20 protein-coding genes are annotated in these 16,893 nt (G+C 61.7%); 18 read left to right on the top strand and 2 right to left on the bottom strand.

All coding sequences use genetic code 11. The features are described 5' to 3' along the window. The first annotated feature begins 293 nt into the window (after positions 1-293). Genes OH764_RS12375 through OH764_RS12360 form a run of 4 tightly spaced genes read left to right on the top strand, consistent with a single transcriptional unit; the run spans position 294 to position 3,443 of the window. The gene (locus tag OH764_RS12375) at positions 294-1,331 is read left to right on the top strand and encodes an RluA family pseudouridine synthase (protein WP_498846998.1); all 1,038 of its coding nucleotides are present in this window, start codon (positions 294-296) and stop codon (positions 1,329-1,331) included. Further along, a complete protein-coding gene (locus OH764_RS12370; RefSeq protein WP_020069378.1) occupies positions 1,324-1,983 on the top strand; it encodes an HAD-IA family hydrolase in 660 nt (219 codons plus the stop codon). Before OH764_RS12375 ends, OH764_RS12370 begins: the two co-directional genes overlap by 8 nt. After that, on the top strand, positions 1,980-2,396 hold the full coding sequence (locus OH764_RS12365) for a Rieske (2Fe-2S) protein (protein ID WP_498846997.1): 417 nt from the start codon (positions 1,980-1,982) through the stop codon (positions 2,394-2,396). Before OH764_RS12370 ends, OH764_RS12365 begins: the two co-directional genes overlap by 4 nt. A gap of 42 nt (positions 2,397-2,438) precedes the next feature. Then, complete coding sequence (locus tag OH764_RS12360; protein WP_498846996.1) at positions 2,439-3,443, top strand: S49 family peptidase; 1,005 nt, start codon at positions 2,439-2,441, stop codon at positions 3,441-3,443. 58 nt (positions 3,444-3,501) lie between these two features. Here the strand turns inward: OH764_RS12360 and OH764_RS12355 are convergent, their stop codons facing one another. Both OH764_RS12355 and OH764_RS12350 read right to left on the bottom strand, forming a co-directional pair. Continuing rightward, positions 3,502-4,221, bottom strand: a complete 720-nt coding sequence (locus OH764_RS12355) for an SAM-dependent methyltransferase (RefSeq protein WP_498846995.1) — start codon at positions 4,219-4,221, stop codon at positions 3,502-3,504. Beyond that, positions 4,218-4,835: a Maf-like protein gene (locus tag OH764_RS12350; protein WP_498846994.1), complete on the bottom strand. Its 618-nt coding sequence runs from the start codon at positions 4,833-4,835 to the stop codon at positions 4,218-4,220. The genes OH764_RS12355 and OH764_RS12350 overlap by 4 nt, the downstream gene beginning before the upstream one ends. A gap of 373 nt (positions 4,836-5,208) precedes the next feature. Between OH764_RS12350 and OH764_RS12345 the strand changes: the two genes are divergently transcribed. The 14 genes from OH764_RS12345 to OH764_RS12280 all read left to right on the top strand — a co-directional run bounded on the left by OH764_RS12345 (position 5,209) and on the right by OH764_RS12280 (position 16,893). After that, positions 5,209-5,853 (top strand): DUF177 domain-containing protein, encoded by a 645-nt coding sequence (locus OH764_RS12345; protein ID WP_498846993.1) that lies wholly within the window; start codon positions 5,209-5,211, stop codon positions 5,851-5,853. A gap of 101 nt (positions 5,854-5,954) precedes the next feature. After that, positions 5,955-6,134 carry a 50S ribosomal protein L32 gene (rpmF, locus tag OH764_RS12340; protein WP_006051932.1) on the top strand — a complete coding sequence of 60 codons (180 nt, stop codon included), beginning with the start codon at positions 5,955-5,957 and terminating at the stop codon, positions 6,132-6,134. Between the two features lie 172 nt (positions 6,135-6,306). Then, positions 6,307-7,413, top strand: a complete 1,107-nt coding sequence (gene plsX / locus OH764_RS12335) for a phosphate acyltransferase (RefSeq protein WP_498846992.1) — start codon at positions 6,307-6,309, stop codon at positions 7,411-7,413. Further along, positions 7,413-8,402 carry a beta-ketoacyl-ACP synthase III gene (locus tag OH764_RS12330; RefSeq protein WP_498846991.1) on the top strand — a complete coding sequence of 330 codons (990 nt, stop codon included), beginning with the start codon at positions 7,413-7,415 and terminating at the stop codon, positions 8,400-8,402. The genes plsX and OH764_RS12330 overlap by 1 nt, the downstream gene beginning before the upstream one ends. A 97-nt stretch (positions 8,403-8,499) precedes the next feature. Next, positions 8,500-9,435 (top strand): ACP S-malonyltransferase, encoded by a 936-nt coding sequence (gene fabD, locus OH764_RS12325; protein ID WP_498846990.1) that lies wholly within the window; start codon positions 8,500-8,502, stop codon positions 9,433-9,435. Positions 9,436-9,507: 72 nt separating this feature from the next. Next, positions 9,508-10,257, top strand: a complete 750-nt coding sequence (gene fabG, locus OH764_RS12320) for a beta-ketoacyl-ACP reductase (protein WP_498846989.1) — start codon at positions 9,508-9,510, stop codon at positions 10,255-10,257. 150 nt (positions 10,258-10,407) lie between these two features. Further along, on the top strand, positions 10,408-10,647 hold the full coding sequence (acpP, locus tag OH764_RS12315; RefSeq protein WP_004197638.1) for an acyl carrier protein: 240 nt from the start codon (positions 10,408-10,410) through the stop codon (positions 10,645-10,647). Between the two features lie 231 nt (positions 10,648-10,878). Continuing rightward, positions 10,879-12,117 carry a beta-ketoacyl-ACP synthase II gene (gene fabF / locus OH764_RS12310; protein ID WP_020069388.1) on the top strand — a complete coding sequence of 413 codons (1,239 nt, stop codon included), beginning with the start codon at positions 10,879-10,881 and terminating at the stop codon, positions 12,115-12,117. Positions 12,118-12,232: 115 nt separating this feature from the next. After that, positions 12,233-12,616 carry a protein YgfX gene (locus OH764_RS12305; RefSeq protein WP_498848813.1) on the top strand — a complete coding sequence of 128 codons (384 nt, stop codon included), beginning with the start codon at positions 12,233-12,235 and terminating at the stop codon, positions 12,614-12,616. 115 nt (positions 12,617-12,731) lie between these two features. Continuing rightward, positions 12,732-13,331: an RNA polymerase sigma factor RpoE gene (rpoE, locus tag OH764_RS12300; protein WP_006051939.1), complete on the top strand. Its 600-nt coding sequence runs from the start codon at positions 12,732-12,734 to the stop codon at positions 13,329-13,331. Positions 13,332-13,414: 83 nt separating this feature from the next. Beyond that, positions 13,415-14,029 carry a sigma-E factor negative regulatory protein gene (locus tag OH764_RS12295; RefSeq protein WP_498846988.1) on the top strand — a complete coding sequence of 205 codons (615 nt, stop codon included), beginning with the start codon at positions 13,415-13,417 and terminating at the stop codon, positions 14,027-14,029. A gap of 4 nt (positions 14,030-14,033) precedes the next feature. Then, positions 14,034-15,077 (top strand): MucB/RseB C-terminal domain-containing protein, encoded by a 1,044-nt coding sequence (locus OH764_RS12290; RefSeq protein ID WP_020069391.1) that lies wholly within the window; start codon positions 14,034-14,036, stop codon positions 15,075-15,077. A 35-nt stretch (positions 15,078-15,112) separates the two neighbouring features. Next, positions 15,113-16,633, top strand: a complete 1,521-nt coding sequence (locus tag OH764_RS12285; RefSeq protein ID WP_498846987.1) for a DegQ family serine endoprotease — start codon at positions 15,113-15,115, stop codon at positions 16,631-16,633. Then, entirely contained in the window at positions 16,630-16,893 is a 264-nt protein-coding gene (locus tag OH764_RS12280; protein WP_498846986.1) for a glutaredoxin family protein, read from the top strand. Before OH764_RS12285 ends, OH764_RS12280 begins: the two co-directional genes overlap by 4 nt.

Raw genomic sequence — 16,893 nt, 5'->3', positions numbered from 1 at the left:
ACTCGCAGCTTCGTACAGCAGGACGTCAGACGCCCGATACCGAAGCTGGGAGTTAAATTCTTTTTTACCAAAATTCCGTTACCGTCGAAGCCGACCTTGACCGAACGCGCCTGTGGGCGCCGTCCCTGCCGGGTGCTGACTTCGTGCGTGCAACTTGTTGCATCTCATTTTCAGGGTGAGCAACCAGACCCCGGCACAAGTAAAATAACGATTTACGCTTGCACCTGCGCAATCCGCCCGAATTCCGGACACTGCGCCGGCCGCCGCAGACTGCTGGGCAAATTATATTCAGAATGAAAGAGTTAGGCAAAATATCCCAGAAATCGGTGACAAGCGCGGTCGCGAGCGATCAGGTCTCAGTGATCGAGATCGACGACAGCGCGGCCGGACAGCGCATCGACAACTTTTTGTTGCGGGTCTGTAAAGGCGTCCCCAAGAGCCATATTTATCGCATCCTGCGTAGCGGGGAAGTGCGTGTGAACAAGGGCCGGATCGATGCGCAGTACCGGCTCGAACTCGGCGATCTCGTGCGCGTGCCGCCCATCCGGGTCGCGCAGCCCAGTGAGGCGATCGCCCATGCGCCGGTGCCCAGCGCTGAGTTCCGGACCATTTTCGAAGACGAACACCTGCTTGTTATCGACAAACCGGCGGGTGTCGCGGTGCACGGCGGCAGCGGCGTCGCGTTCGGCGTGATCGAGCAGATGCGTGAGGCGCGGCCACAGGCGAAATTTCTCGAACTGGTGCATCGGCTGGACCGCGAGACCTCCGGCATCCTCATGCTCGCCAAGAAGCGTTCGGCCCTCGTGAATCTTCACGACCAGATTCGCGAGAACAAGATGGATAAGCGCTACTATGCGTGCGTTCATGGCGAATGGGCGAGCGACTGGGGGCGCCGCCGCGCCGTCAAGGAACCGCTGCACAAATACCTGACCGCGGACGGCGAGCGGCGCGTGCGCGTGCAGGCCGACGGTCTGGCGTCGCACACGGTCTTTAATCTGATCGACCGCTGGCCCGACTACGCGTTGCTCGAAGCAGAGTTGAAGACGGGCCGCACGCACCAGATCCGCGTTCATCTGCAGCATCTGGAACTGCCGATCGTCGGCGATGCCAAATACGGCGACTTCGCGCTGAACAAGGCGCTGGCTCGCGCGTATGCCAAACCTGGGCTCAAGCGCATGTTCCTGCACGCTTACCGGCTGAAGCTGACGCACCCGGCGACCGGCGCGCCGCTGCAACTGGAGGCACCGTTGCCGGCCGAATGCCGCAATTTCATCGCGCAGCTCAACGAATTACGAAGTGGGTCACACCCGGAGACGGCACCGCATGGCTAGAGAGCAATTTGACCTGATCGTTTTCGACTGGGACGGAACGCTGATGGATTCCACCGCGCACATCACGCGCAGTATCCAGGCAGCGTGCCGGGATCTCGGTCTGCCGGTTCCAGCGGACGAAGCCGCGAGCTATGTAATCGGCCTCGGCTTGCGCGACGCGTTGCAAATCGCGGCGCCCACGCTCGATCCGAGCGACTACCCGCGGCTTGCCGAGCGCTATCGGTTCCACTATCTGGTCAAAGATCAGACTACCGAGTTGTTCGTCGGCGTGCGCGAAATGCTGCAGGAGTTGCGCGATCAGGGCTATCTGCTGGCGGTGGCGACCGGCAAAAGTCGCGTTGGACTCAACCGCGCGCTCGATCAGGTGCGGCTGACCAGCCTGTTCGACGGCACCCGCTGCGCGGATGAGACGTTTTCCAAGCCGCATCCAGCCATGTTGCACGAATTGACGCGCGAACTGGGGCAGGACCCGGTGCGCACGGTGATGGTTGGTGACACCACTCATGATCTGCAGATGGCGATCAACGCGGGAGTCGCCGGTGTCGGCGTGACCTACGGCGCGCATCCGGCCGGGTCGTTGAGCGCGCTGTCGCCGAAATATGTCGCGTCCAGCGTGGGTGCACTGTCGTCCTGGTTGAGGGAAAACGCATGAGCACCGGCGTGAGCGAGGGCGGGGGCGAGGCTACTGTTCAGGCGGTGCGGGTGTGCGCGTCCGGGGAGCTCGTGGACGGCGGAATGGGCGTGCGGCGTGCCGCCAGAATCGGTGCTGATGAAGTCGTGGTGTTTTTCGTTCGCTACGACGGTCGTGCTCACGGCTATCTGAACCGTTGCGCTCACGTCCCGATGGAACTGGATTGGGCTGAGGGACAGTTCTTCGAATCGTCCGGTTTATACTTAATGTGTGCCACGCATGGGGCGATTTACGCGCCGGATACCGGCAAATGCGTAGGCGGTCCGTGCCGCGGCGGTAGGTTGCGGGCCCTGCAGGTAGACGAGCGCGATACGCCCGAGGGCCGCGCTGTGTTCTGGCTTCCCGACGGGGAATTGCAACCCGCCGCGTCCTGATCCGCGCTTTGATCTGTCTTACTCGAAAATTCCACTGCACGCATGTCCGACAATTTGACGCCCGAAACGAAAGAACCGGCCATGAGCGGCGGTAGCCGCGTTTCTGCCAACGAGCCTGGCTGGGAACGCGCGGCGCTCGAGCGCATCGCGCTCGCTGCAATCAACGAACAGCGTGCCGCTCGCCGCTGGAAAATCTTCTTCCGTCTGCTGTTTCTCGTCTTGCTGGGACTGGTGATCTGGGCGGTGTTCATATTTTCCGGCGACAAGCTGGCCGCTACGGGGCGTCATACGGCGTTGATCGCACTTGACGGCGAAATCTCCGCAGATACAAACGCTAACGCCGAAGATATCGGCGCGGCGCTTGAAAGTGCGTTCGGCGACACCGGCACGGCCGGGGTAATCCTTCGCTGCAACAGCCCGGGTGGCAGTCCCGTGCAAGCGGGCATCATCTTCGACGAAATCCGTCGATTGCGTGCAAAACATCCGTCAATTCCGCTCTACGTCGTCGTGGGCGACATGTGTGCGTCGGGCGGTTACTACGCTGCCGCGGCCGGCGACAAGATCTATGTCGACAAGGCGAGCATCGTGGGCTCGATTGGCGTGCTGATGGACAGCTTCGGTTTCACCGGCCTCATGGACAAGCTGGGCATCCAGCGCCGTCTCCATACGTCTGGTGAGAACAAGGGCTTTTACGACCCGTTTTCGCCCGAAACGCCGAAGATGGACGAGCATGCACAAGAAATGCTCGATCAGATCCACGGGCAATTTATCAACGCAGTTCGCCAGGGTCGCGGCAAGCGCCTTCACGAAACACCTGATATGTTCTCGGGGCTTTTCTGGACCGGCCAGAAAAGCGTGGAACTGGGTCTCGCGGATGGTTTTGGCGACGCCAACTTTGTGGCGCGCGAGATTATCAAGGCGCCGGACATCGTCGACTACACGGTGAAGGAAAGCATCACCGACCGCGTCGCGCGCAAGTTCGGCGCGGCCGTCGGCGATGGCGCCGTGCACGCGATGGCGCTGGGCGGTAAGCTCAATCTGCGCTGATCGGCGCGAGGCGCGCCTATCGCAAAAGCCCCGCGCGGTCGCTGGGAGGCCGTTTCGTTCAAGCGGCCAATATCAGAAAAATCGCCGGCCGCTTATGCAGATCGAGTGCCGGCTTCTTCTTCCAGTCGGCCACCGTGTGGCTGCAGATCGTTTCCGTTTGCAGCGTCAGATCCACGGCGACACAAACAAGTGTCGACGGGGCGCAGGTTGCCAGCAGGGTATCCAGCAGTGCGCGGTTGCGATACGGCGTTTCAATGAAGATCTGCGTCTGCTTGCCCTTGCGCGATGTCAGTTCGAGATCGCGCAGACGTTTGGCCCGCTCGGCCGCGTCGACCGGCAAATAGCCGTGGAAAGCAAAACTCTGTCCGTTGAGCCCGGAAGCCATCAGCGCAAGCAGGATCGAGCTCGGCCCTACGAACGGCACGACCTTGACTCCGCGTTCATGCGCCCGTCGCACCAGCAACGCGCCCGGATCCGCTACCGCGGGGCAACCCGCTTCGGACACGAGCCCGGCGTCCGTGCCGGCCAGAACCGGCGCAAGCAGTTTGTCGATCTCGCCGGCGGGCGTGTTGACGTTCAGTTCGCGGATCTCGATTTCCTGAATGGGCCGCTCGGTGCCGACTTTCTTGAGAAATGCTCGTGTGGTCTTAGCGTTTTCGCCGATGTAGTACCGAAGCGCCGCGGCGCGGGCCCGCACCGGGGCCGGCAGGACGGCGTCCAGAGCGTCGGCGTCGCCTTCGCCTAGCGTGTTCGGAATCAGATAGAGCGTACCGCTCATTGCGCCCCCAATAACGGATAACCCGCCGTCAGCAGCATGTCCGACAGTGCAATCAGTGGTAGGCCCACCAGTGCAGTCGGATCGTCGGAATGGATGGCTTCGAGCAGCGCAATGCCGAGCCCTTCGGACTTGGCGCTCCCGGCTACGTCGTACGGCGTTTCGGCCAGAAGATAGGCTTCGAGCGTTGCGTCCGGCAGTTGGCGGAATCGCACGCGGGTGATCACGTCCACGCTCTGGGCGGCTTGCGAGCGGCTGTCGAACAGACACAGTGCACTATGAAACAGCACCTCGCGGCCGCGCATCGCTTGCAATTGTGCGAGCGCCTTGTCGTGGGTCCCCGGCTTGCCGATTTGCAGGCCGTCGTAAGTGGCAACCTGGTCGGAGCCGATTACGAGGACGGCTTCGTCGGCGGGAAGCGCGTTGGCCACCGCTCGAGCCTTCGCCTCGGCGAGCCGCAAAGCGGTGGCGTCGGGCGCTTCGCCGGCGTGCGCGGTTTCGTCGATCGCGGGCACCGCAACGTCGAATGGAATGCGAAGGCGTTCAAGCAACTCGCGGCGATAGGGCGAACTGGACGCCAGAATGACGCGTGGCGGGCTTTGTGGGGAGTCTGGCATGGGCGATCAACGGCTAAAAGGGCGGGGCGTACGACGTTGCGCGGAGGTCGCGCTGGTACGAGCTTAAGTGTTTGACTCGAAAAGACAAAGCGGATATGATTTTGGGCTTTTCATCGGTATGCTTGCGTCAGGCGTGGCTCGCCGGGCGTGACGCGGTGAGAGCCGGAAAGGTAGCTGCAAGCAGGGCTGCGGTGTCGCTGCGGTCATGCAGTGTAGCGGCAACAAATCGTACATCGCTCAAGTTTCGCGGGCCCTCTCGCGGACTGATTCACCCCGGATTTACCCTTGATTGACCCGTGAGTTGCCGGTGTTTAACCGGCGAAATTAGCCGGCGAAAGCAACCGGCGAAATCATTGCCGACGCAGGAGCGCACATGACTCAATATCCTGGCAAACCTGCAGGTCTGTCCGACCCGCATGAGCTCGATCTATTCGAATTTGCGCGAAGTGGGCGGCAGGCCGCGGGTGTCGTGCGCGTCTCGCAACTGCCGCGCATGTTAAACGAAGTCCCGGCAGAAGCGCCAGAGCGCGACACCGCGTTCACGTGGCAAGCCGAAGGGGCGACGCAGCCGGAATTGCAGGACGATGGCACCGAGGGCCCTCAACCTTATCTGAGGTTGGCGATCCACGGCGCTGCATGGCTCGAATGTCAGCGATGCATGACCCCGTATTCGCAGGCGTTCAACGTCGACGCAACTTATCGGATGGTCAACACCGAGGCGGAAGCCGAAGAGTTTCCGCTCGACGAGGATGAAGTCGAAGTGATCGTGGGCTCGCGCCAGTTCGATCTCATCGACTTGATCGAAGAAGAGTTGCTGCTTTCTTTGCCGCTCGTGCCTAAGCATGAGGTCTGTCCCGAGGTGCACGAAAGTCTCGTCTCGGGTGTGGCCGGTGCCGAAGGCGAAGGTGATGAAGCCGCGTTGGACGAAGCAGGTGAGGGCGATGAGCCCGAGCGGCCGAATCCATTCGCGGCGCTCGAAAGTCTCAAGCGCGGCGAGCCGGGCGACAAGAAGCATTGAACAGTTGCATGGGAGCGCGATACGGGCGCATTGGCCATTCGGCCAATGGCGGACACCGGGTCGGGCTGTGTTAGAATTCGGAAAATTTTTAGGAGTTAGTCATGGCAGTTCAACAAAATAAGAAGTCGCCGTCGAAGCGCGGCATGCACCGTTCGCACGATTTCCTGACGGCTGCGCCGCTGGCCGTGGAACCGAGCACGGGCGAAGTGCATCTGCGTCACCACGTTAGCCCGAACGGCTACTATCGCGGTAAGAAAGTCGTCAAGACGAAGAACGACTAATCGTTTCACTGCGTTGCGCCAACTGGCGTTTCGCGTGGCGATCAGCTCGCTTGACATTTTCCCGGCTCGACAAAAAGGCGGCATTCATTTGCCGCTTTTTTGTGTCGATCGCAGTTGCAGCTTCAGCGCTTACTGCGATCTCATGCAGAGCGCCTGAAATTCGCCGCACTCCATGACAGTAAAGCTCACGATAGATTGCATGGGAGGCGACCACGGCCCGTCCGTGACCGTTTCCGCTGCCGTCAACTTCGTTCGTTCGCATCCCGACGCGCAATTGCTGCTCGTCGGCATTGAAGCTGCGATTCGTGCGCAGCTGAAGAAGTTGAAGGCTCAGGACCTGCCGGCGCTGACGGTCGTATCCGCTTCCGAGATCGTTGCAATGGACGACCCGGTTGAAGTCGCGCTGCGCAAGAAAAAAGATTCATCCATGCGCGTCGCGCTGAATCGCGTCAAGGAAGGCGAGGCCCAAGCCTGCATTTCCGCCGGCAACACCGGCGCACTAATGGCCGTTTCGCGTTATGTGCTGAAAACGCTGTCGGGAATCGAGCGCCCGGCAATTGCGTCTGCATTGCCGAACCCGAACGGCTACACCATGATGCTCGACCTGGGCGCCAACGTCGACTGCGAACCTCAGCATCTGCTGCAATTCGCGGAGATGGGGCACGCGCTCGTGTCGGCGCTGGAAGGCCGCGAGCGGCCCACCATTGGTCTCCTGAATATCGGCGAAGAAGTCATCAAGGGTAATGACACGATCAAGCGTGCCGGGGAGTTGCTGCGGGCGAGTACACTCAACTTCCACGGCAATGTAGAAGGCAACGACATCTTCAAGGGCACGGTCGACGTGATCGTGTGCGATGGTTTCGTCGGCAACGTGGCGCTCAAGACCTCCGAAGGTCTCGCGCAAATGCTGTCGAACATCATCAAGGAAGAGTTCGGGCGTTCGTGGCTCACCAAAGTGATGGCGGTGCTCGCGCTGCCCGTGTTGATGCGCTTCAAGAAACGCGTCGATCATCGGCAATATAATGGTGCTGCGCTGCTCGGTCTGCGTGGGCTGGTGATCAAAAGCCACGGTTCCGCAGATGCCTACGCGTTTGAGTGGGCTATCAAACGCGGGTATGATGCCGTCAAAAACGGCGTGCTGGAGCGCCTGGCGCAAGCGATGGAAGAGAACGCGGGTTCTCTTGAACAGGCGGCGCGCGACGCAAGCGGTGCGGGTCACGCAAGCCCCATCGCAGGCCAGCCGGCCGAGCCCTACGCTGCGCAATCCTCGAAGGCATAATGTCTCAATCGACAATTTATTCCCGCGTCCTCGGTACCGGCAGCTATCTGCCGCCCGCGCGCGTCACCAATCAGGACCTCGCTGAGCGTCTGGCGAAGCAAGGCGTCGAAACGAGCGACGAGTGGATCGTGGCCCGCACGGGCATCCATGCACGTCACTTCGCGGATCCTGATGTCACGACCAGCGACCTCGCGCAGTTCGCGTCGCTGCGTGCGATCGAAGCGGCGGACATCGACCCGCAATCCATCGATCTGATCATTGTTGCCACTTCCACGCCGGACTTCGTGTTTCCGAGCACGGCGTGCCTGTTGCAAAACAAGCTCGGCATCAAGAATCACGGCGCGGCGTTCGACGTGCAGGCCGTCTGCTCCGGCTTCGCTTACGCGGTGGCTATGGCCGACAGTCTGATTCGCGGCGGCCAGCATCGCACGGCGCTCGTCGTCGGCGCCGAGACGTTCTCGCGCATTCTCGATTTCAATGACCGCACCACATGCGTGCTGTTCGGCGACGGCGCCGGCGCGGTGATCCTGCAGGCGTCGGACGAGCCGGGCGTGCTTGCGAGCGCATTGCACGCAGACGGCAGTCATTCGAACATTCTGTGCACGCCGGGTAACGTGAACGGCGGTGTGATCGCCGGTAGCGCGTTCCTGCATATGGACGGGCAGGCGGTATTCAAGCTGGCCGTGAACGTGCTTGAAAAGGTCGCGGTCGAGGCACTCGAAAAAGCGAATCTTTCCGCCGATCAGATCGACTGGCTGATTCCGCATCAGGCCAACATTCGCATCATGCAGAGCACTTGCCGCAAGCTTGGTTTGCCGCAGGAACGCATGGTCGTCACAGTGGGCGAGCACGGCAATACGTCGGCTGCGTCCATTCCGCTTGCGCTCGACGTCGCTGTCCGCGACGGTCGCATCAAGCGCGGCCAGAACGTGCTGATCGAAGGCGTCGGCGGCGGCTTCACGTGGGGCGCGTCGGTCATTCGCTACTAAGCGGGCCGACTTCGGGCGGCGCTCTCATGCGCCCACGCGTCGCGTGCTTCTGAGGCGCACGCACCTCACATCTGACTAAATCGATTTTGGGGACGATATGAAATTTGCGTTCGTTTTTCCCGGACAGGGTTCGCAATCGGTCGGCATGCTCAATGCATTTGCCGACCATGCGGTTGTGCGCGAGACAGTTCAGGAAGCGTCCGACGCGCTCAATCAGGACGTCGGCAAGCTGATCGCCGAGGGCCCGGCCGAAGATCTGAATCTCACTACGAACACGCAGCCGGTCATGCTGACCGCGGCCTACGCGATTTATCGCGCTTGGCAGCAGGCGGGCGGCCCCGCGCCGGCAATCGTCGCGGGTCATAGTCTCGGCGAATACACGGCGCTCGTCGCGGCTGGCGCGATCGCGTTTCGCGATGCCGTGCCGCTCGTGCGTTTCCGCGCGCAGGCGATGCAAACGGCGGTGCCCGTCGGCGAAGGCGGCATGGCGGCGATCCTCGGTCTGGACGACGACACCGTGCGCGCTGTTTGCGCCGAAGCGGCGGCCACGGGTGTCGTCGAAGCGGTCAATTTCAACGCGCCCGCCCAGGTCGTGATCGCGGGCCATAAGGCTGCGGTCGAAAAGGCCTGTGAAGTGGCGAAGGCGAAGGGCGCAAAGCGCGCGCTGCCGCTGCCGGTATCGGCGCCGTTCCATTCGTCGCTGCTGAAGCCCGCGTCGGATCAATTGCGCGAGTATCTGGCGAGCGTCAACGTTCAGGTGCCGTCGATTCCGGTCATCAACAATGTCGACGTCGCGATCGTGAATGAGCCGGCGCAGATCAAAGATGCATTGGTGCGCCAGGCGGCCGGCGCGGTGCGCTGGGTCGAATGCATTCAGGCCATGGCGGCTCAAGGTGTCACGCACGTCGTCGAATGCGGGCCGGGCAAGGTCCTTGCGGGCCTCACGAAGCGTATCGACGGCAATCTGGTCGGCGCGTCCGTGTTCGATCCCGCTTCGCTGGAAGAAACGCTCAAGCTCGTTACGGCAGGCTGAGCGCTGCATCGCGAAGACAGCAACAAGGCATCAGCAATCAATCAGCCCTCCGAAGGGCATTCGGACCGACAGATGGAAAAGAATCTCGATAAGCAGATCGCAATCGTAACGGGCGCCTCGCGCGGCATCGGCCGCGCCATCGCTATGGAACTCGCGCGCCAGGGCGCAACGGTGATCGGCACGGCGACCAGCGAAAGCGGCGCGGCGGCAATCAGCGAAGCGTTTAACGCGGCCGGCGTGAGCGGGCGCGGCGCGGTGCTCGACGTGAACGACGCGGCTGCTGCCGAAGCGCTGATCGAAGGCATGGTGAAGGAATTCGGCGCGCTGCATGTGCTCGTGAACAACGCCGGCATCACGCAGGACCAACTGGCCATGCGTATGAAGGACGACGACTGGGATGCGGTGATCGACACCAATCTGAAGTCGGTGTTCCGTCTCTCGCGCGCGGTGCTGCGTCCAATGATGAAGGCGAAGGGCGGCCGCATCATCAACATTACGTCGGTGGTCGGTTCGGCGGGCAACCCTGGACAGATCAACTACGCCGCGGCGAAAGCGGGCGTTGCCGGCATGACTCGCGCGCTTGCACGCGAGATCGGCAGCCGTGGCATTACCGTGAATTGCGTGGCGCCCGGTTTCATCGATACAGACATGACGCGCACGTTGCCGGAAGAGCAGCAAACGGCGCTGAAAACGCAGATTCCGCTGGGCCGTCTCGGCAGCCCGGAAGATATCGCACACGCCGTCGCATTCCTCGCGTCGCCGCAAGCAGGCTACATCACCGGCACGACGATGCATGTGAACGGCGGAATGTACATGTCGTAACCGAATTCGGTTACTATCCGCGCCTTGATGCGTTTGCAAATGCGTAAGGCGCATGCCTTGACAGCAACCTGATGCGCCGCTTTTTTGCCGGGTCAAACCTGATAAAATGCGCGCACCTGTATTTTTGAACTTCTTTCCCTTGGAGGGGTAATGGACAATATCGAACAGCGCGTCAAGAAGATCGTCGCAGAACAACTGGGCGTGGCCGAAGCTGAAATCAAGAACGAAGCTTCGTTCGTGAACGACCTCGGCGCCGACTCGCTGGACACGGTTGAACTCGTGATGGCCCTCGAAGACGAATTCGGCATGGAAATTCCGGATGAAGAAGCCGAGAAGATCACCACCGTTCAGCAAGCGATCGATTACGCTCGCGCAAACGTCAAGGCCTAAGGTCATTCGCGCCTGCGTTTATGCGTTAGCGGCGTATGACGCCCTGCCGTGTCGGTTGCCGACGCCAGCGGGGTCGCCATTTTTTCCCGCGAGGTGTGCCGTGCAGGAGCCAGCGATGTTGACAGCGCATTCTTCAGCGCGATTGCCGACTTAACAGCCACAGGGTACACAGGTCAGGTTCCTGTGGCCGCTGTGGCTTTTGTTTTTGTCATCTATGAAAAAGGGGTTACCGTGAGCCGCCGTCGTGTTGTTGTTACAGGCCTGGGGCTGATTTCGCCTGTTGGCAATAATGTTGCCGACGGCTGGGCCAATCTGGTCGCCGGCAAGTCGGGTATTGCCAATATCACGAAGTTCGATGCGTCGAACTTCTCGACTCGTTTCGCCGGCGAGGTGAAGGGCTTCAATATCGAGGATTACATCCCCGGTAAGGAAGCGCGCCACATGGATACGTTTATCCATTACGGCGTGGCTGCCGGCATCCAGGCGATGCAGGACAGCGGCCTGGAAGTCACAGACGAGAATTCGGAGCGTATCGGCGTCGTGGTCGGCTCGGGCATCGGCGGTCTGCCGATGATCGAAGTCACGCAGACCGAACTGCTGAATCGCGGCCCGCGTCGCATTTCGCCGTTCTTCGTGCCGGCGTCGATCATCAACATGATCTCCGGGCACCTGTCGATCAAGTTCGGCATCAAGGGTCCGAATCTCGCCATCGTCACCGCGTGCACAACGGGTTTGCACTGTATCGGCGAGGCTTCGCGCCTGATCGAATACGGCGACGCAGACGTGATGATTGCGGGCGGTGCGGAATCGACCGTGTCACCGCTCGGTATCGGCGGCTTTGCGGCGGCTCGCGCGCTGTCGCAACGCAATGACGATCCGGCGACGGCAAGCCGTCCGTGGGACAAGGATCGCGACGGTTTCGTGCTTGGCGAAGGCGCCGGCGTAATGGTGCTCGAAGAGTACGAACACGCGAAGGCTCGCGGCGCGAAGATTTACGCCGAAGTCGGCGGCTATGGGATGAGCGGCGACGCCTATCACATGACCGCACCGCTCGAAGACGGTGACGGCGCGCGCCGCTGCATGCTTGCGGCCATGAAGAACGCGGGCATCAACGCCGATCAGGTCAACTACCTGAACGCGCACGGCACCTCCACGCCGCTCGGCGATCTGGCTGAGACGACCGGCATCAAGCGCGCGTTCGGCGACCATGCCAAAGACATCGTCGTGAATTCGACCAAGTCGATGACGGGTCACCTGCTCGGCGGCGCCGGCGGTCTTGAGTCGGTGTTCACCGTGCTGGCTGTTCACCATCAGGTGTCTCCGCCTACGATCAACATCTTCAACCAGGACCCCGAGTGCGACCTGGACTACTGTGCCAACACCGCACGGGAGATGAAGATCGACGTCGCGCTGAAGAACTCATTCGGGTTCGGCGGCACGAACGGTACGCTCGTCTTCAAGCGCGCCTGATCTCTCGCAACGGGTGACGCGCCAGCCAACGGCGCCGGCTTCGCCGGCGCTTTTCCGTGATACGGCCATCTCCGAAGGAACGTCGCAGCAAATCGTGCTGCGACGTTCCTTCGCGATGCGCGTTGCGTTGGCTGCTTTCGTGGTGACGGCGTCGTACGCGGTTTATAGCTGCATAGCGTCGTGGCTCACCGCATGGCAGGCGGTTCCGTTGACGCTTGCCGTGTTTGCGCTCCTGACGCTTTGCGCGGTCCGGCACGACCGGGCGCAGCCAGTGGCGTTCAGAATGGGACGCGAGGGCATTTCTGTCTGGGGCCGGGCCGGAAATCTGCTCGTATACGGTGAAATCGCCGGCTGTGCCCACTGGAGCGACCGTTTGCTGGTGCTCGAAGTGACGCCAGACGAGGGTCGCCGTCAAACGCTTCTTGTTCCCGCCGACACTGTGCCGACGGCCGTTTTCCGCGAATTGGCGGTGCGCGGGCGGCGCCGCTCCGGCGCGTGACTGTAACGAAAGTAACCGCTGTTACCGCGCGTCATGACCTCCGTAACGTGCCTCGTCGACGGGAACGCTACAATGGTGCCCCCGTCATGCGCCCCAAAGTTAACGGATTTATCAGGTGAGCGAAAAAGAAATTGATCAGGTGCTGGTCGAGCGCGTCCAGAAGGGCGACAAGGCCGCCTTCGAGCTTCTGGTCTCCAAATACCACCGCAAAATTCTCCGGCTGATCTCGCGCCTCGTGCGCGACCCCGCCGAAGTAGAAGACGTTGCGCAAGACGCTTTCATCAAGGCGTATCGGGCGTTGCCGCAATTTCGCGGGGAATCGGCTTTTTATACGTGGTTGTACCGGATTGCGGTCAACACGGCAAAGAACTACCTTGCGACCCAAGGCCGGCGCGCGCCGACTTCGACCGAAGCAGATGCTGAAGAAGCTGAAACTTTCTCGGACGCCGACCAACTAAGGGATATCAACACGCCTGAGTCGATGTTGATGAGCAAGCAGATCGCTGAGACGGTCAATGCTGCGATGGCGGTTTTACCGGAAGAGTTGCGTACCGCCATTACTCTTCGTGAAATTGAAGGTTTGAGCTACGAGGAAATCGCTGAGATGATGGGCTGCCCAATCGGCACTGTCAGATCGCGAATTTTCCGCGCTCGCGAAGCCATTGCGGCAAAATTGCGTCCGTTGCTTGACACACCTGAAGGCAAGCGCTGGTAAGTCACTAGCGCGCCGAACGGGGCGCGGGTGCAATATCTGGATTAGTGGTGTCACTACGGGGTCTTTGTAAGATGGGGAGCATCATGGGGTCGGTCTCGATGCAATCGCAAGCCAGCTCGCGCGGCGAGCGTCTGTCCGCTTTTGTCGACGGTGAGCTGTTCGGCGAAGAGCATCTGAATCTGGACAAGTTTCTGTCCGAGCTGGACGGCGAAGATCGCGCCGCGTGGTCCAGCTATCACCTGATCGGCGACGCATTACGTTCCGACGATCTTGCGGTCGGTTCCGCGACTAGCAGCGCATTCCTCAGCGGATTCGCCGCCAGGCTGGAAAGCGAGCCGCACTTGCTCGCGCCGGCAGCCATACCGGTTGCGCGCCGTCTGCTTGCGCTGCGGCGCCGGGTGGTGCCTGCCTTCGCGGTGGCCGCCGCGGCCGCTACGCTAACGTGGATCGTCGTGCCGCAACTGCAGCGCGTACCCGGCGGGCCGGGTTCGACGCAAGTCGCTTCGGTCTCCTCGCACGGCGACGCGGTGCAGAAGGTTGCCATGGTGTCCGTGCCGGTCGCGCAGGACGCGAACATCATTCGCGACGCGGGTCTCGACCAGTATCTCGAAGCTCATCAGCAGTTCGCGCAGCAACCGGTCATGCCGGGCTCAATGCCGCTGATTCGTGCTGCCGCAGTCTCTACGCAAGGCCAATAGTTTGATGCAGACTCCGCGGTTGAATATAACGACTATCTGGGGGCGGCTGCCGGCATTTCTGTTCTGCGCAGCCGTGTTGTTGTCCGCTACACCGCGGGTTTTTGCACAAACCGATGATCCGCTCGTCGCCCGCCGCACCGCTGCCGATCTGCTGGATCGCATCCATCAGGCCGCGCAGCAGCAGAACTATGAAGGCGCGTTTGTCTATCAGCGGGGCAATTTCGTCCAGACGTCGCGGATCGCGCACTATGCGACGAAGGCAGACGGCGAATTCGAGCAGCTCGAAAGCCTCGACGGCAAGCCACGCAAGATGCTTCGTCATAACGAGGAGCTCTATACGTTCGTGCCGGAACGGCATTTGTGCGTCGTAGAAAAGCGCCAGAACAAAGACTCGTTCCCCGCGCTGCTTGCCGTAAGCGGCGAGCAGGTCCTGTCGGTGTACGAGCCGAAACTGCTCGGCGACGACCGCGTTGCGGGCATCGAAAGTCAGGTGATCGAGCTCGATCCGAAAGACGCCTACCGATTCGCTTACAAACTGTGGGCCGACAAGAAAACCGGCCTGCTTCTGCGCGCGCAAACGCTCGATCCGAGCGGTCAGGTGCTCGAGCAACTGTCGTTCTCGCAGATCCGCATTGGCGTGCCCGTCGACAAGGCGGGCATTGTCAACGGTATTCGCAATACCGCTGGCTGGACGGTGGTGCATCCGCCTATCGAGCCGGTTGATATGGCCGCGCAAGGCTGGCAGTTCGGGGTGACGGTCCCGGGCTTTCGCAAGATCCGGGAGCTGCGCCGCCCAATGGCAGCGCGCGAAGCAGGCCAGCCCACCATTCCTGTTGATCAGGCCGTATTCTCCGACGGTCTCGCCGCGATCTCAGTGTTCATCGAGCCGGTTGAAAACAACACGCGCAAGGAAGGCGCGGGCAGTACCGGTGCTACGCATGTACTAGTCAAGCGCCGCGGCGACTTCTGGATTACCCTGCTCGGAGAAGTGCCCCAGACCACGTTGCAGCAATTCGCGTCTGCCATAGAATACAAGGCTCCGAAGTAATCCTTCGAATCCTGAATCCCTCGGCTTCCTACGATATGACGACTTTCTCGGTGCGCAAATTCCTCGCGGCCGCGGTGGTGGCGGCATGTTTGCCGTTCGCACCGCATACGGCGTCAGCGGCCTCCGCAGCCAATCTGCCCGACTTCACCGACCTCGTCGACAAAGTCGGTCCGGCGGTCGTCAACATTCGCACGACCACGCGCGTGACGAACAGTGGCGCGCGCGGCGGCTTGCCGCCCGGCATGGACGACGGCGACATGTCGGAGTTCTTCCGACGCTTTTTCGGCATTCCGATGCCGCAGTCGCCGCAATCTCCCGGCGCGCCGCGCGGCGGGGACAACGGCGGCGGCAGCGGCGGTAGCGGTGGCAGCCAGGACACGCCGGACAGCAACGATCCCGAGCAGAATAGCGGCGTCGGCTCGGGTTTCATCCTGTCGGCGGACGGCTACGTGATGACCAACGCTCACGTGATCGACGACGCGGACACCATTTACGTCACGCTCACCGACAAGCGCGAATTCAAGGCGAAGCTGATCGGCGTCGACGATCGCACCGACGTCGCGGTCGTGAAGATCAGCGCGGCGAATCTGCCGACCATCACCATCGGCGACTCGAACAAGGTTCGCGTGGGCGAGTGGGTGGTCGCAATCGGCTCGCCGTTCGGGCTCGAGAACACGGTGACGGCCGGCATCGTCAGTGCGAAAGGGCGTGACACGGGCGACTATCTGCCGTTCATTCAGACCGACGTAGCCGTCAACCCGGGCAATTCGGGCGGACCGCTCATCAACATGCAGGGCGAAGTGATCGGCATCAACTCGCAGATCTACAGCCGTACTGGCGGCTTTATGGGCATTTCGTTCGCGATTCCGATCGACGAAGCGATGCGCGTGGCCGATCAATTGAAAGCCTCGGGCAAGGTGGTGCGCGGCCGGATCGCGGTGGCGATCGGCGAAGTGACCAAAGACGTCGCCGATTCCCTCGGTCTGCCGAAGTCGCAGGGAGCGCTTGTCAGCAGCGTGGAGCCGGGCGGTCCGGCGGACAAGGCGGGCGTGCAGCCAGGCGACATCATCCTGAAGTTCAACGGTCATTCGGTCGATACGGCCACGGACTTGCCGCGCATGGTCGGCGATACGAAGCCGGGCACGAAGGCGACCATTACGGTCTGGCGCAAGGGCCAAACCCGCGAGCTGCCGGTCACGATCGCAGAGATGCAGCCGGACAAGACTGCAAAGGCCGATCAGCGCAAGCCACAGGCGCCGAAGCAGCGGGCCACGAATGCACTCGGCCTGGCCGTCAGCGACATCCCGGCCGATCAGCTGAAGGCGCTGAAACTGCGCAACGGTGTGCAGATCGACGCCGTGGACGGTCAGGCGGCACGCGTCGGTCTGCAAAAGGGCGACATCATCCTGCGTGTGGGCGACACGGACATCACGAGCGCGAAGCAGTTCGACGAACTGACCTCGCATCTCGACTCGCAGAAGATGGTCGCACTGCTGGTGCGTCGCGGCGAGAACACCCAGTTCGTGCCGATTCGCCCGCGCAGCGCTCAGAAATGACAACGGTGGCGCCGCTCACGCTTTATTCGCGCGCGTGGTGCCACTTGTGCGACGACATGCGCGCCGCGCTCGGGCCCTTGCTGGCCGAGTTCGGCGCGCAAGTAGAAGTCATCGACGTCGACAGCGACCCTTCGCTCGAAGCCCGCTACAACGAGCTGGTACCCGTTCTCTTGTGCGACGGAATCGAGCTTTGTCACTACCGTCTCGACGAATCGCGGGTGCGTGAAGCGTTGGCTGCCCGCACCGCTGCGGCCTCCTGA

The sequence above is a fragment of the Burkholderia sp. M6-3 genome, from assembly GCF_050858985.1.
Classification (GTDB): Bacteria; Pseudomonadota; Gammaproteobacteria; order Burkholderiales; family Burkholderiaceae; genus Paraburkholderia; species Paraburkholderia caledonica.
Note: the sequence above shows the minus strand (reverse complement) of the source record. Positions and strands in the feature narration are given on the sequence as shown.